The organism is Gordonia sp. CPCC 205515, from assembly GCF_048537925.1.
Lineage (GTDB): Bacteria > Actinomycetota > Actinomycetes > Mycobacteriales > Mycobacteriaceae > Gordonia.
In genome coordinates this window covers 639,556-653,731 of the sequence record NZ_JBCLVJ010000002.1, presented here as the reverse complement: position 1 = coordinate 653,731, position 14,176 = coordinate 639,556, and the positions used below count along the sequence as shown (strand labels likewise).

The window sequence follows — 14,176 nt, the reverse complement described above, 5'->3', positions numbered from 1 at the left end:
GTGGTGTCAGGGGGGAACACCACCCGCACGCTCGTGCTCGGTGGGGTGCGATCGGGCAAGTCGTCGTACGGCGAATCGTTGCTCGCCGACGCCGCGCTCGTCCGCTACGTCGCGACCGGGCCGACCACCTCGTCGGACACTGAGTGGGTGGCGCGGGTAGCCGCGCACCGCTCCCGTCGTGGCGATCGGTACACGACGGTCGAATCCACCGACCTTGCAGGCACGCTGCGCGACGACCGGGAGACCCCCACCCTCGTCGACGACCTCGGCAACTGGCTGGCCGCCCACCTCGACGCCACCGGTGGCTGGACCGCCGAGCACGTCGACCTGAGCGCCGCCCGCGACGAGATCTGCGCGGCGATCACCGCTTTCGACGGCGATCTGGTGCTCATCAGCCCCGAGGTCGGACTGTCGGTGGTGCCCCCGACCCCCGCCGGCCGCCGCTTCCAGGACGAACTCGGCGCCCTGAACGAAGCGGTCGCCGCCGCGTGCGACCGGGTGGTGCTGGTTGTCGCCGGCCGAGTCCTCGAGCTCCCCCAATCAGCCCCCACCGCAACCACTCCTACGCCGACAGCCCCCAAAGCCCCCAAAGCCCCCAGCATCACCCCCACAGCAACCTCTTCCCCGCCCACAGCAACCAAAATCTCGCCCACAGCAACCACTTCCGCGCCCACAGCAACTACTTCTGCGCCCACAGCAACTACTTCTGCGCCCACAGCAACCACCCCCGCCGCGACAGCAACCACTTCTGCGCCCACAGCAACCACTTCCGCGCCCACAGCAACCACCCCCGATGCGACAGCAGCCGAGGTGTTCGGCCTGATCGAGGGTCCCGATCTGGTTGCCGAGTCCGCCGCCCGTGAGCGGCACGCGACCCTCACCAAACCCCCGGGCTCGCTGGGACGCCTGGAAGAGATCGGCATCTGGCTGGCCGCCTGTCAGGGAACCTGTCCCCCACGACAATTCACTCAGCCGACAGTGGCGGTGTTCGCCGGCGATCACGGCGTTGCGCAGGGCGGTGTGTCGGCGTTCCCGCCCGAGGTCACCGCACAGATGGTGGCCAACATCTCCGCGGGTGGCGCCGCGGTCAATGTGCTGGCCCGGCGGTCGGGTGCGACGGTCCGCGTCTACGACATGTCCGTCGACGCCGAGACCAGCCCGGAGGTCTCGGGCTACAAGGTGCGGCGCAGCAGCGGTGATCTCCGATTCACCGATGCGCTGACGATCGACGAAGCGCGACAAGCACTTGCGGCCGGTCGGGCGATCGCCGACAACCTCGTCGACGGCGGCGCCGACCTACTGATCGTCGGCGATATGGGCATCGGCAACACCACGCCGGCGACCGTGCTGGTCGGCACCATCACTCGTCGCGAACCGGTGGAGATCGTCGGCCGCGGAACCGGCATCGACGACGCCGGCTGGATCCGGAAGACGGCCGCCATCCGTGACGGTATGCGTCGCGCCAAACGCCATCGTCACGATCCGCTCGCGCTGCTGGCCACCGTCGGCGGCGCCGACCTCACCGCGATGGCCGGATTCCTTGCGCAAGCGGCGGTGCGTAAGACCCCGGTGATCCTCGACGGCGTGGTCGTCACTGCCGCGGCACTCGTCGCCGACGAACTCGCGCCCGGCGCAGTGCGCTGGTGGATCGCCGGCCACCGATCCGAGGAACCCGCGCACACGATCTCCCTCGAACATCTCGACCTGACACCGCTGGTCGAGATGTCGATGCGTCTCGGCGAGGGCAGCGGCGCGCTCACCGCCCTGCCGATCGTGGCGTCGTCGATCGACATCCTGTCGTCGATGGCAACCTTCGACGAAGCCGGCGTCAGCGACCGCGACGACGTGGCAGCACCCGCGCCCACCGGCGTCTGACCCGCGTCGAGCGATGCCGCATCCGATCCGGGCAGCCCATGTCGCGGTCAGCTGGCTGACCGTGTTCCCGGTGCCGCAGCCTCGGATCGCGATGGACCGAATCGCAGGCGGCGCCGCGATCAGCGCCACCCCCGTCGTCGGCATGCTGCTCGGAATACTCTGCGCGGCAATCGCCTTCGGCCTCGATCACACGGATCTGCCGACCGCGTTGATTGGCGTCCTGCTGGTGACCGTTCTCGCGATCGCCACCCGGGGCATGCATCTCGACGGCCTCGCCGACACCGCCGACGGCCTCGGCTGCTACGGCCCGCCGGAGCGGGTCGCCGAGGTGATGCGCAGCGGTACCGTCGGCCCGTTCGGGGTCGCCACCCTGGTCGCGGTGATGCTCGTGCAGGCACTCGGATTCGGTGCGCTGACCGATCAACATCGGTGGTACGACCTCGTTTTCGTCGTCGCGCTCGGCCGACTCGGTGCGGTGATCGGTGCACGGCGCGGACTACCCCCCGCCCATCCGACCGGGTTCGGCGCACTGGTCGCCAACACCCAGCGGGTGTCCATCGCGGTGTGGGCAACCCTTGCCGCACTCGGCGCGTTCGCCACCGGATTCTTTTCCGGCACAACCGCCTTCGACACCCACGTCGCGATCCAGTCACTCGTCGTCGTTGTGGTCGTCCTCGGCATCACCTGGGGGTTCACCAAGCACTGCGCGCGCCGCGCCGGTGGTGTCACCGGCGATTCTTTGGGCGCGGCAATCGAACTCGGCACCGCGATAGCCGTCGTCGGACTGCTGCTCTGATCGTCAGAAGGGCGCCTCGGGTCCGTCGTTGAGTCGTCTGTGGTTGCGATTCCTTTCTGCCCTCCTGCGGGCATGTTTGTTCGCCGTCCGACTGCGAGTGCGTGTCGGGCGTTCAGGTTGTCTGTGGTCGTCGGTCGGCGGCGCCTGCGGCGGTGCGGTGTAGCGGATACGACGGAGTCCGGGGAAGAGTTCTTCCATGGTCTCGGCCTCACCCGAGATCACCAAACCCTCGGGAGTCACCGTCTCGGTGCGAAGCCGCCCGTCGTCGTCACGCCACTGCGAATCCAGCCATTCCCCAAAGGTTTTCAGCAGGTGCCACGGCCGGCACTTCGGATTCATGTTCTCTGAGGTCGTCTGCCCACCCGCAGCGGGATCGACGTGGTCGAATTCGTCGACATGCTCGCCATCGCATTCCCAGGCGCTCTTGGTGCAGCCGGGTTCGCTGCAGTAGCCGTGGCGAATGCGGATGAAGGCGTCGAGCGAGGTGGTCGGCCGGTACGGGTCCGATGGCAGTGACCCGGGCAGGGTGAAACTGCCGTCCGCGTTCATCGGCGTCCCTGGCGGGATCAGCGGCGCGACCCGTGCGTTGGGGCGAGCGGCGAGTTCGCGCACATGCTCGGCATCGATCACCCCATGCCCGTCCATGAAGCCCGGGTTGTCGGTCCGGCTCTCGAGGGTGGCCTCGTCGCAGACGACGTGGATGACGACCTTCGGCGCGACCGGCACCAACTCGGTGGACGGTGCATGCTCGGCCGAATCGTCGAGAGTCAACGCGGTGACCGAACAGTCGTCACGTCCGCATTCGCAGGCGAACTCGCTGCCGGTCAATAGCGCGAACTCCAGGTCCGATTCGCGTTGCGGCTTGGTCCGGCCGTCGTGGTCGCACACCCGCGCGGCCGCGGTCGCTTCCAGGGTTGCGTATGCAATCCGGGCGTTCTCCGCCGACATCACCGCAGTGAGTTCGGCGGTTCCGTCACGGTTGTTCTCGACCCAGACGCCACGCTTGTCCATCGCATCCTTGCGGCGTTCGCGCACCGCGTCGGGGTCTTTGCGGAAGATGATCCGATCGACCATGTCGCGCAAGCGCTTCGCCGAATACGCTCCCGAGCGCAGCCGCTTGGCGATCTCGGCGTCCACCTCGGGCGCATACGGCTGACCGTCGACCAATTCGGTATCGACGATGATCTGCTGGGCCTGGCGTTGAGTGATCACCCCATCGCCGAGGCATTCGAACACCCGGGGTAACCGGTCACGCAGAGCGGTCGCCTCATTGAGCAGGACTTCGGCCTGGTGGCGGGTGATCGTGCGCACCTGCGCGATCCTGGTCGCCGCATCGGCGAAGCCGTCGACGACGAAGCCATCGGTGTCGGAACGACCCGCGACGAGTTCGTCAAAGATGACCGCAGCGGACCGATATCGGGCGTAGGCGAGGTACGACTCGCCGTGGTCCATCTCGACCATGCCCAGCAGCAGCTGATTGATCGAGGAGTCTGCGGGCCTGGCGACCTCCACACCGCCGACATACTCAGCCGGCAACCCGCGCCACAACGGCGCATCAGGTGACGACCCAGCAGACGCAGACACGACAGACCTTCCAGAGATGCGGACACGGCTGCAGGACACCCACATTCATCTCTGTGCGACCCCCGTACCTCGGGCGGTCGCGACCCTTCGTCTACTTCGACTTCCTGCTGACAACACCATACGACCGCCCACCGACAACTTCCGTCGCCGCCGCCCAGGGCCGAACAAAACGCCCCGCCACCCGAATTCTCTCGGGTGGCGGGGCCTGTGTCCTTGCTATGTGAGAGGCGGCGTCAGCGCCGGTAGAGCTCGGTCATCCAGCCGTGCGTGTCGGCGAAGGTGCCGCGCTGGATGCCGGTGAGCGTGTCACGCAGCGCCTGCGTGACCTCGCCGGTGGTGCCGTCGCCGATGACGTAGTCCTCATGGTCGCCCTTGACCCGGCCGACCGGGGTGATGACCGCGGCGGTCCCGCACGCGAACACCTCGCTGATGTCGCCCGAAGCGACACCCTTGCGGAGTTCCTCGGTGCTGATCCGACGCTCCTCGACGGCGAAGCCTGCGTCGGTGGCCAGCTGCAGCAACGATTCCCGAGTGATGCCGGGCAGCAACGACCCGGACAGTTCCGGGGTCACCAGGCGCGCGTCGGAGCCGGAGCCGAACACGAAGAACATGTTCATGCCACCCATCTCCTCGATGTAGCGGCGTTCGATGGCGTCAAGCCACACCACCTGGTCGCAGCCGTTCTCCACGGCCTGCTGCTGGGCAAGGAACGCCGCGGCGTAGTTGCCGCCGCACTTGGCGAAACCGGTGCCGCCGGGAGCGGCGCGCACGTACTCGGTCGAGAGCCACACGCTGACCGGTTTGATGCCGCCCGAGAAGTAGGCGCCGGCCGGCGAGGCGATCAGTGCGTAGATATAGGAGTTCGACGGTGCGTTGACGCCGAGTCCGGCCTGCGAGGCGAACATGAACGGACGCAGGTAGAGAGCCTCTTCACCGCCGGCTGCCGGCACCCATTCGTTGTCGGCCTCGAGCAGCGCCCGCAGCGAGCCGAGAAAATCCTCGACGGGGAACGGCGCCATCGCGAGACGTTCCGCGGAACGCTGCAGCCGCAGTGCGTTGGCCTCGGGACGGAACGCGGCGATCGACCCGTCGGGCTGACGGTAGGCCTTGAGCCCCTCGAACACTTCTTGCCCGTAGTGCAGGACCATCGCCGACGGATCGAGCGCGATCGGACCGTAGGGGCGAACCTGCGCGTTGTGCCAGCCGCGGTCTACGTCGTAGTCGACCATCACCATGTTGTCGGTGAAAAACTTGCCGAATCCGGGGGCCGCGAGAATCTCGGCCCGACGGCTCTCGGACACCGGGTGGGGATGTTCGGTACGCGTGAACTGCAAGGTCATTGGGCAATCGTACCGCCGCGCGGCAAACGATTTCCGACCCGGTCAGACGTGCGACTCCACGAACGGCAGCGCCACGATCTCGCACGGCAGCTCACGGCCACGCACGTCGACGACGACCTCGCCACCCACCTGCGGGTCCGCCGCGGTGTCGAGCAGCGCAAGCGCGATGCCCTGCTTGAGCGTGGGCGAAAACGTGCCCGAGGTGCAGCGGCCGATGGGGGCGCCGCCCGACTCGGCCAGCACCGCACAGTCGGCCCGCAGCACGCCGCGGCCCTTCGCCTTCAGCGCATAGAGCCGTCGCGAAGGCCCGGCCGCCTTCTCCGCGGTCAAGGCGTCGCGCCCGAAGAACTCGGGCTTCTTCCACCCGACGGCCCAGCCGACCCGCGCCTGTACCGGGGTGATCTCGGTGCTCAGTTCGTGGCCGTGCAGCGCGTAGCCCATCTCGGTGCGCAGGGTGTCTCGGGCACCCAGGCCTGCGGGCTGGCCGCCGTGCTCGGTGACCGCGGCGAGCAGCGTGTCGAACACCGGGCCCGCGTCGGCCCACCGCGGCAGCAGCTCGTAGCCGCGCTCACCGGTGTACCCGGTGCGGCAGACTCGGACCGGCTTCGGCCCGTCCGCGGTGGCCAGCTCGGCATCGGCGAACGCCATGTATTCCATGTCGATCGGTAATCCCAAGCCGCCCAACACCTCCGGAGCCTTCGGCCCTTGCACCGCGAACACCCCGTACTCACGGTGCTGATCGGTGATGGTCACACCGTCGGGCGCCACCGCCGACAGCTGTGCGACAACGGCGGCCGTGTTGGCGGCGTTGGGCACCAGGAAGACCTCGTCGTCGCTCACCAAGTAGGCGATCAGGTCGTCGACCACGCCCCCGGAGTCGTTGCAGCACAACGTGTACTGCGCTTTGCCGACGGCGATCTTGCCCAGGTCGTTGGTCAGGGTGCGGTTGATGAACTCGGCGGCACCCGGCCCGGCGACCAGCGCCTTGCCGAGGTGGCTGACGTCGAAGATCCCGGCCGCCTCGCGCACCGCGGTGTGTTCGGCGACCGTGCCGGCATACGACACCGGCATGTTCCAGCCGCCGAACTCGGCGAAGGTGGCGCCGAGCGCTTCGTGGCGATCGGCGATGGGACCGGCGAGCAGTTCAGTCATGCGCTGCAGGTTACCGAAGGGCACCGACATCGCCTCTGGCCGCACCTTTAGGTTCTGGCCGCACCCGCAGCTCCAGGCCACAGTCGGCTACTGCGGCCAGAACCGGGCTCAGGCGGCAGGCACCCCATAACCCTGAATCCCAGCCTCGCCACCCACCCGATACGTCCGCAACGTCACGCCTTGTCGTTCGTTGCCGCCCACGGTGATCACCTCATCCCCACGCCGCGCGACAACAAGATTCGTGTGCTGCCCCAGCGGACTCGGCACGTCATAGAGCACTACATCGCCCGGCTGAGGCGAACGTTCAGCGGAACGCAACCGGCCGGTAGACTGGTAGTAGTCAGTCAATGTCGCGACCCCTGGAATCCGCCACGACCCGGAGTTCGGATTCGACAGCGGCACCCCGGCCGCGCGCATCGTCGAACTGACGAAATCGGCGCACCACGGCTGCTCCTCACCCTCGGAGAACGCCGTGCCGGGCGGGTTGCGCAGGTACTCGTCGCGAGCGACGGCCAGGATGCGCGCACGGACCGGGACGAGTGCCGGATCGATTCCGGGGAACTCGGGACGCGCCGCGGCGCCCGTGCCCGTCGCCCGCTCGATCACCGAGCCGGACTCGCCGTGCGGCCACCACAGGGCAAGAGCCGCAACAACAACCACCGCAACCACAACCCCGGCCACACCGAGCCGCCTCGTCCGCACATCGCCGACCCTACGACCGCCATCCCAAGCCCGATCCGAATGTCATTCACTGTGACTACAGTTGTGCCGTGACCAAGAACGAGAACGCGGACCGCGTGCGCGGTCCCGAACTGCAGCTGGCAACTACTCTCGACAAGGCCGACACGGCTCTGGTGATCGGATTGATCGCGCCCGACAAAAGTGAGGACGGCGCCGAACCCACGCTCTCCATCACCGACGGCATCCTCGACGACGCGCAGGCCGAGGCCATCGCCGCCGCCGTCCGCGCACTCGGTGCGTCCGGCTCGCACGGCGAGATCACCCGCCTCCCCGCACCCGCAGGCCTGACTGTCGATCTGGTCGTCGCCGTCGGTCTCGGCAGCGCCGACGATCTCGACAACGCCGACAAGATCCGCCAGGCCGCCGGAATCGCCGCCCGCGAACTCGAGGGCATCACCCAAGCCGCCACGACACTCTCAGCGGTGAACCTCGGTGCGGCCGCCGAGGGATTCTTTCTGGGGGCCTACCGGTTCGACACGTTCCGCACAGACAAGACCGCGCCGAAGAAGTCACTGCCGACGACGATCACGCTGCTCGTCGAGGACAAGGGCCGCGACGCCAAGGCCGAACTCGCCCATGCGGTGGCGGTGGCCGACTCGGTGGCGATCGCCCGCGACTTCGTCAACACCCCGCCGAGCCACCTCTACCCGGAGGAGTTCGCCGAGCGCGCCCGCTACTTGGGCAGCGCGGCGGGCCTCGGTGTCGAGGTGCTCGACGACAAGGCCCTCGAGAAGGGCGGCTATGGCGGCATCATCGGCGTCGGCAAGGGCTCATCGCGTCTGCCGCGCCTGGTCCGCCTGACGCATCAGGGCAAGAAGGGCGCCAAGAAGGTGGCACTCGTCGGCAAGGGCATCACCTTCGACACCGGCGGCATCTCCATCAAGCCCGCCGCCAACATGGACCACATGACCTCCGACATGGGCGGCGCGGCCGCGGTCATCGCCGCAGTCATCCTGGCGGCCCGGCTCGATCTCGACGTCACCGTCATCGCGACCGTGCCGATGGCCGAGAACATGCCGTCGGGCACCGCGCAGCGCCCCGGCGACGTGCTCACCCAGTACGGCGGCACCACCGTCGAGGTCCTCAACACCGACGCCGAAGGCCGCCTCATCCTGGCCGACGCCATCGTGCGGGCCGGCGAGGACGAGCCCGACTACCTCATCGACACCGCCACCCTGACCGGTGCGCAGATGGTCGCGCTCGGCGCCCGCACCCCCGGCGTGATGGGTACCGACGAGTTCCGTGACCGGGTGGCCGCCCTGTCGGCGGAGGTCGGCGAGAACGCCTGGGCGATGCCGTTGCCCGCCGAACTGCGTGGCGATCTCAAATCCCGGGTCGCCGATCTGGCGAACGTGACCAACCACCGCAACGGCGGCATGCTCTCGGCCGGACTGTTCCTCAAGGAATTCGTGCCGGAGTCTGTCGGCTGGGTGCACATCGACATCGCCGGACCGGCCTTCAACACCGGCGGCGCCTGGGGTTACACACCCAAGGGCGGTACGGGCGTGCCGGTGCGCACCATCGCGCGGGTGCTCGAGGATATCGCCGACAACGGCTGAGTCCGACGCCGCGGAGTCGAGTTCGACACACGCCACATCCAGCGTGACGTGCCCGGGTAGGGTTATCCGAGGACGGTCAGCTCACCCCCGCTACCCCGTCCGTGCACCCGCGGCGCACACACCAAAGGCGCACAGCCCCACTGACCACACGTCGAGTTCAGGAGTCAATAACGATGGCCTTCTCCGTCCAGATGCCCGCCTTGGGTGAAAGCGTCACCGAAGGAACAGTCACCCGGTGGCTGAAGGAGGAGGGCGACACCGTCGAGGCCGACGAGCCCTTGCTGGAGGTGTCCACCGACAAGGTCGACACGGAAATCCCCGCTCCCACTTCCGGTGTGCTGACGAAGATCATCGCCGCCGAAGACGATGTGGTGGAGGTCGGCGGAGAGCTGGCGCTCATCGGTGAGGAAGGCGAAGCGGCCGATTCCTCCGACGACGAAGACGAGCCCGCCGAAGCTGAAGCCGAAGCCGAGGAAGAGCCCGCCGAGGAGCCCTCGACCGACACCGAAGAGCCCGCGAAGAAGCCGTCGGCCGAGTCCACCTCCGGTGGCAGCTCCGCAGAGGGCACCGATGTCGTCATGCCGGAACTCGGCGAGTCGGTCACCGAGGGCACGGTCACCAACTGGCTCAAGCAGGTCGGCGATGAGGTCGCCGCCGACGAGCCGCTGCTCGAGGTCTCCACCGACAAGGTCGACACCGAGATCCCGTCGCCGGCCGCCGGCACCCTGCTCGAGATCGTCGCGCAGGAAGACGACGTCGTCGAGGTCGGCGGCAAGCTGGCCGTGATCGGTGACGCGTCTGCGGCACCGGCGAAGAAGGAGCCGGAACCCGAACCGGAGCCGGAGCCCGCCAAGGAAGAGGCGAAGCCGGAACCGAAGAAGGAAGAGTCCAAGCCGGCCCCCAAGAAGGAAGAGCCGAAGAAGGAAGAGCCGGCCAAGACCGAGGTCGCTGTCACCAAGTCCGAGCCGGACACCGTCGAGTCGACCCCGTATGTGACCCCGCTGGTCCGAAAGCTGGCCGCGGAGAACAACATCGATCTGAACTCGATCAAGGGCACCGGCGTCGGCGGCCGCATCCGCAAGCAGGATGTGCTCGCGGCAGCCGAGTCCGCCAAGGCACCGGCAGCTCCCGCGGCATCGGCACCGGCCGCGGCTGCCCCCGCTGCAGCGTCGTCGTCACCCGAGGTCAAACCGGAACTGGCGGAGCTGCGCGGCACCACGCAGAAGATCAACCGTATCCGGCAGATCACCGCGAAGAAGACCCGCGAGTCGCTGCAGTCCAGTGCACAGCTCACCCAGGTGTTCGAGGTCGACATGACCAAGATCGTGACGCTGCGCAAGGCGGCCAAGGAGCAGTTCAAGGCCTCCGAGGGCGTCAACCTGACCTTCCTGCCGTTCATCGCGAAGGCTGTCGTCGAGGCGCTGAAGCTGCACCCGAACGTCAACGCGTCGATCGACGAGGACAAGAAGGAGATCACCTACTACGACAAGGTGAATCTCGGTTTCGCCGTCGACACCGAGCAGGGTCTGCTGTCGCCGGTGATCCACAACGCCGACGATCTGTCGATCGCCGGGCTGTCCCGCGCGATCGCCGACATCGCGGCCCGCGCCCGCAAGGGCGTCGGCGGCCTCAAGCCCGACGAGCTGGCCGGTGGCACGTTCACCATCACCAACATCGGTAGCCAGGGCGCGCTGTTCGACACCCCGATCCTGGTGCCGCCGCAGGCGGCGATGCTGGGCACCGGTGCGATCGTCAAGCGTCCGGTGGTCATCACCGGCGCCGACGGTTCGGAGTCGATCGCGGTGCGCTCGATGTCGTTCCTGCCGCTCACCTACGATCACCGACTCATCGACGGCGCCGACGCGGGCCGCTTCCTGACCACCATCAAGAAGCGCCTCGAAGCCGGCGAGTTCGCCGCCGAACTGGGACTCTAGGACGTAATGCGGGTTGTCGTCGCCGGCTCGCAGGGACTGATCGGCTCGGCCCTGGTCCCCGCCCTGCGCGGGGCCGGGCACGACGTCGCCCGCCTGGTGCGTCGCGAGGCCCTCTCGGATGACGAGTTCAGTTGGGACCCGGAGACTTTCGGTGTTCCCGACGAAGCGCTCGAGGGCGTCGACGCGGTGGTCTCACTCGGCGGGGTCGGTGTCGGCAACCAGCGGTGGACCGGACGGTTCAAGCAGGAACTGCGGGATTCCCGGATCACCCCGACGGAGGTGCTCGCCGAGGCGGTCGCCGCCGCGGGTGTGCCCGCATTCCTCAGTGCCAGCGCCACCGGCTTCTACGGAGACACCGGAACCCACGCCGCGACCGAATCCGATTCGGCCGGCGGGGGTTTCCTGGCGGGGCTGGTCACCGACTGGGAGCAGACTGCCACCGAGAATGCCCGTGCCGACACCCGCGTGGTGCTGTTGCGAACGGCACCCGTCCTGTCCCGCAAGGGCGGCCTGCTGGCCAAGCTGCGACCGGTTTTCTGGACCGGCCTCGGCGGCTCGATCGGCGACGGCAAGCAGTTCTTTTCCTGGATCACCCTGCCCGATGAAGTGCGGGCGATCGCCTACCTGTTGGAGTCGGACATCAGTGGACCGGTGAACCTCTCGTCACCAGGCGCACTGCCGTTCGGCGAGTTCGCGAGTGCCCTCGGTCGTTCCATGCACCGCCCGACGATCATGTCGGTGCCGGGTGTGATCGCCAAGACGCTCGGCGGCGAGATGGCCGAGGAAATGATTCTGTTCAGTCAGCGCGTTGCACCCAAGGTGCTGACCGAACACGGATTCACCTTCGACCATCAGTCGATCAACGATGCTTTGGACTATCTCAATGCGTGAACAATCTCTGCGGGCGTCCAGTGCGCCCATCGAGGTCCGGCGACTCGGCGTCGTCGACTACCTCCCCACCTACGAACTGCAGCACCAACTGGCCACCGATCGCGCCGACGGCGTCCTCGACCACGACGTGCTGCTGCTCCTCGAACATCCGTCGACCTACACCGCGGGCAAACGCACCGAGGACGCCGACCGGCCGACGAACGGCTCGCTGGTCATCGACGTCGACCGCGGCGGACGGATCACCTGGCACGGCCCCGGCCAGATGGTCGGCTATCCGATCATCAAGCTGGCCGAACCGCTTGACGTCGTCGAGTACGTGCGGCGTTTGGAAGAGGCGCTCATCAACGTCAGCGCCGCCGTCGGCGTATCGACCGAACGGGTCGACGGCCGGTCCGGTGTCTGGGTCGACAACGGCGCCCGCAAGCTCGGCCAGATCGGCATCCGCGTCGCCCGCGGCGTCGCCCTGCACGGCTTCGCTCTCAACATCGATCCGGACATGTCCGCATTCGAGGCCATCGTGCCGTGCGGCATCGCCGACGCCGGCGTGACCTCACTGAGCCGCGAACTCGGCCGCTCGCTCACCGTCGACGAACTCTTCGATCCCGTCGCCGACGCCGTCGCGTCGGCCCTCGACAGCCCCCATCGCGCACCCGATGCGCGTCCCACCGCAAGCGTAGGATCCACACAGTGACAGCCTCACCCTCCACCGATAACTCCACCGCACCTGACGGCCGCAAACTGCTGCGCCTCGAGGTGCGCAACGCGCAGACCCCGATCGAACGCAAGCCGGGGTGGATCAAGACCCGCGCGACGATGGGCCCGGAGTACACCGAGCTCAAGGGTCTGGTGAAGCGCGAGGGCCTGCACACGGTGTGCGAGGAAGCCGGCTGCCCGAACATCTACGAATGCTGGGAAGACCGTGAGGCCACCTTCCTCATCGGCGGCGAGCAGTGCACCCGACGCTGCGACTTCTGCCAGATCGACACCGGCAAACCCGCCGAACTCGACCGCGACGAACCCCGCCGCGTCGCCGAGAGCGTCCAGGCGATGGGCCTGCGCTACTCGACGATCACCGGTGTGGCCCGCGACGATCTGCCCGACGAGGGTGCCTGGCTCTACGCCGAGACCGTCCGCGCCATCCACCAGCTCAACCCGGGCACCGGCGTGGAGAACCTCATCCCGGACTTCCACGCCAAACCGGATCTGCTGGCCGAGGTGTTCGACGCCCGCCCCGAGGTGCTCGCGCACAACCTGGAGACCGTGCCGCGCATCTTCAAGCGCATCCGCCCGGCCTTCCGGTACGAGCGATCCCTCGACGTCATCACCCAGGCTCGCGACTTCGGCCTGGTCACCAAGTCGAACCTGATCCTGGGTATGGGTGAGACCCCCGAGGAAGTGCAGTCGGCGATCGTCGACCTGCACGAGGCGGGCTGCGACATCCTCACCATCACCCAGTACCTGCGGCCCTCACCGCGGCACCATCCGGTGGAGCGCTGGGTCAAGCCCTGGGAGTTCGTCGACCACTCCGACTTCGCCACCGAGATGGGCTTCGCCGGCGTGATGGCCGGACCGCTGGTCCGCTCCTCCTACCGCGCTGGCCGGCTCTACGCCCAGGCCATGGCCCGCCACGGCCGCGAACTCTCCCCCGCGATGGCTCACCTCGCCGACGAGGGCTCGGCCAGCCAAGAGGCATCGAGCCTGCTCGCCCGACTCGGCAAGTAGGGTCGCGGCGCGGGCCGGGTCACCTCGGCCCGCAGGTGGCGGAATCCGTCGGTGACAACGAGGTCGACGTCGGCCGCCAACGTCCGGTGCAGCGCGCGGGCCAGCGCACCCGGTTGCCTGCCGCTCATCCCGAGCACCACCGTCGTCGCGCCGAGGTCGGCGGTGACACCGGCAAGCACGGCCCGCACATCACCCGTGCCGGTGCGCGAGACGACCGAGGTGGCACCGGCGGCGCGGGCCACCTCGCGACCGCGCCGCACCATCTCATCGGTGGTCGCCGCGGCGGTCAGCAGGTAGGCCTCGGACTTCAGCGCATCGCCGTACGCACCCGGCGGACCGCCCCGGCGTCGTCGACGCAGCGCGGTGACCAGCACGATGTCCCGTGACCGATGGGTCGTCGCCACATCGGTCACCGCACGCAGCGATGCCGCGGTGCCGTCGTAGCCGACCACGACCGGCCCCAATGCTGGTCCGCCGACCGCCCGTCCGCCGGCCGCGCCGCCCACGGCCCAGTGAACTCGACCGCAACCGTTCATCATGATGCCTCTCTGGTCGAAAACCGTTCGGATTGATCACCTTTGA

General features: G+C 68.1%; 12 protein-coding genes. 7 read left to right on the top strand and 5 right to left on the bottom strand.

Annotated elements, in window-relative coordinates; translation table 11 throughout:
* Entirely contained in the window at positions 1 to 1,875 is a 1,875-nt protein-coding gene (cobT, locus tag AAFP30_RS03390) for a nicotinate-nucleotide--dimethylbenzimidazole phosphoribosyltransferase (protein WP_419228410.1), read from the top strand.
* 13 nt (positions 1,876 to 1,888) lie between these two features.
* Positions 1,889 to 2,671 (top strand): adenosylcobinamide-GDP ribazoletransferase, encoded by a 783-nt coding sequence (locus tag AAFP30_RS03385; RefSeq protein ID WP_419228409.1) that lies wholly within the window; start codon positions 1,889 to 1,891, stop codon positions 2,669 to 2,671.
* 3 nt (positions 2,672 to 2,674) lie between these two features.
* Here the strand turns inward: AAFP30_RS03385 and AAFP30_RS03380 are convergent, their stop codons facing one another.
* The 4 genes from AAFP30_RS03380 to AAFP30_RS03365 all read right to left on the bottom strand — a co-directional run bounded on the left by AAFP30_RS03380 (position 2,675) and on the right by AAFP30_RS03365 (position 7,449).
* Entirely contained in the window at positions 2,675 to 4,300 is a 1,626-nt protein-coding gene (locus AAFP30_RS03380) for a DUF222 domain-containing protein (RefSeq protein WP_419228408.1), read from the bottom strand.
* Between the two features lie 188 nt (positions 4,301 to 4,488).
* Positions 4,489 to 5,595, bottom strand: coding sequence for a branched-chain amino acid aminotransferase (locus AAFP30_RS03375; protein WP_419228407.1), 1,107 nt, complete (start codon positions 5,593 to 5,595; stop codon positions 4,489 to 4,491).
* A 42-nt stretch (positions 5,596 to 5,637) separates the two neighbouring features.
* Positions 5,638 to 6,747, bottom strand: a complete 1,110-nt coding sequence (gene gcvT, locus AAFP30_RS03370) for a glycine cleavage system aminomethyltransferase GcvT (protein ID WP_419228406.1) — start codon at positions 6,745 to 6,747, stop codon at positions 5,638 to 5,640.
* Positions 6,748 to 6,855: 108 nt separating this feature from the next.
* Positions 6,856 to 7,449: a CHAP domain-containing protein gene (locus AAFP30_RS03365; protein ID WP_419228405.1), complete on the bottom strand. Its 594-nt coding sequence runs from the start codon at positions 7,447 to 7,449 to the stop codon at positions 6,856 to 6,858.
* A gap of 68 nt (positions 7,450 to 7,517) precedes the next feature.
* On the opposite strand from AAFP30_RS03365, the gene AAFP30_RS03360 reads away from it, so the two are divergent.
* The 5 genes from AAFP30_RS03360 to lipA all read left to right on the top strand — a co-directional run bounded on the left by AAFP30_RS03360 (position 7,518) and on the right by lipA (position 13,594).
* Positions 7,518 to 9,047 (top strand): leucyl aminopeptidase, encoded by a 1,530-nt coding sequence (locus AAFP30_RS03360; protein WP_419228404.1) that lies wholly within the window; start codon positions 7,518 to 7,520, stop codon positions 9,045 to 9,047.
* 173 nt (positions 9,048 to 9,220) lie between these two features.
* The gene (gene sucB / locus AAFP30_RS03355; protein ID WP_419228403.1) at positions 9,221 to 10,981 is read left to right on the top strand and encodes a 2-oxoglutarate dehydrogenase, E2 component, dihydrolipoamide succinyltransferase; all 1,761 of its coding nucleotides are present in this window, start codon (positions 9,221 to 9,223) and stop codon (positions 10,979 to 10,981) included.
* 6 nt (positions 10,982 to 10,987) lie between these two features.
* Positions 10,988 to 11,872 carry a TIGR01777 family oxidoreductase gene (locus AAFP30_RS03350; RefSeq protein WP_419228402.1) on the top strand — a complete coding sequence of 295 codons (885 nt, stop codon included), beginning with the start codon at positions 10,988 to 10,990 and terminating at the stop codon, positions 11,870 to 11,872.
* Positions 11,865 to 12,563, top strand: a complete 699-nt coding sequence (gene lipB / locus AAFP30_RS03345) for a lipoyl(octanoyl) transferase LipB (RefSeq protein WP_419228401.1) — start codon at positions 11,865 to 11,867, stop codon at positions 12,561 to 12,563. Before AAFP30_RS03350 ends, lipB begins: the two co-directional genes overlap by 8 nt.
* A complete protein-coding gene (lipA, locus tag AAFP30_RS03340) occupies positions 12,560 to 13,594 on the top strand; it encodes a lipoyl synthase (RefSeq protein WP_419228400.1) in 1,035 nt (344 codons plus the stop codon). The genes lipB and lipA overlap by 4 nt, the downstream gene beginning before the upstream one ends.
* Here lipA and AAFP30_RS03335 read toward each other — a convergent pair.
* Entirely contained in the window at positions 13,528 to 14,133 is a 606-nt protein-coding gene (locus AAFP30_RS03335) for a universal stress protein (RefSeq protein ID WP_419228399.1), read from the bottom strand. The two genes, lipA and AAFP30_RS03335, sit on opposite strands and share 67 nt — an antisense overlap.
* Positions 14,134 to 14,176: the final 43 nt, after the last annotated feature.

Coding starts and splice junctions, on each gene's coding strand:
- AAFP30_RS03385 (WP_419228409.1), top strand. CDS start 1,889: ATGCCGCATCCGATCCGGGCAGCCCATGTCGCGGTCAGCTGGCTGACC.
- AAFP30_RS03380 (WP_419228408.1), bottom strand. CDS start 4,300: ATGTGGGTGTCCTGCAGCCGTGTCCGCATCTCTGGAAGGTCTGTCGTG.
- AAFP30_RS03375 (WP_419228407.1), bottom strand. CDS start 5,595: ATGACCTTGCAGTTCACGCGTACCGAACATCCCCACCCGGTGTCCGAG.
- gcvT (WP_419228406.1), bottom strand. CDS start 6,747: ATGACTGAACTGCTCGCCGGTCCCATCGCCGATCGCCACGAAGCGCTC.
- sucB (WP_419228403.1), top strand. CDS start 9,221: ATGGCCTTCTCCGTCCAGATGCCCGCCTTGGGTGAAAGCGTCACCGAA.
- AAFP30_RS03350 (WP_419228402.1), top strand. CDS start 10,988: ATGCGGGTTGTCGTCGCCGGCTCGCAGGGACTGATCGGCTCGGCCCTG.
- lipB (WP_419228401.1), top strand. CDS start 11,865: ATGCGTGAACAATCTCTGCGGGCGTCCAGTGCGCCCATCGAGGTCCGG.
- AAFP30_RS03335 (WP_419228399.1), bottom strand. CDS start 14,133: ATGATGAACGGTTGCGGTCGAGTTCACTGGGCCGTGGGCGGCGCGGCC.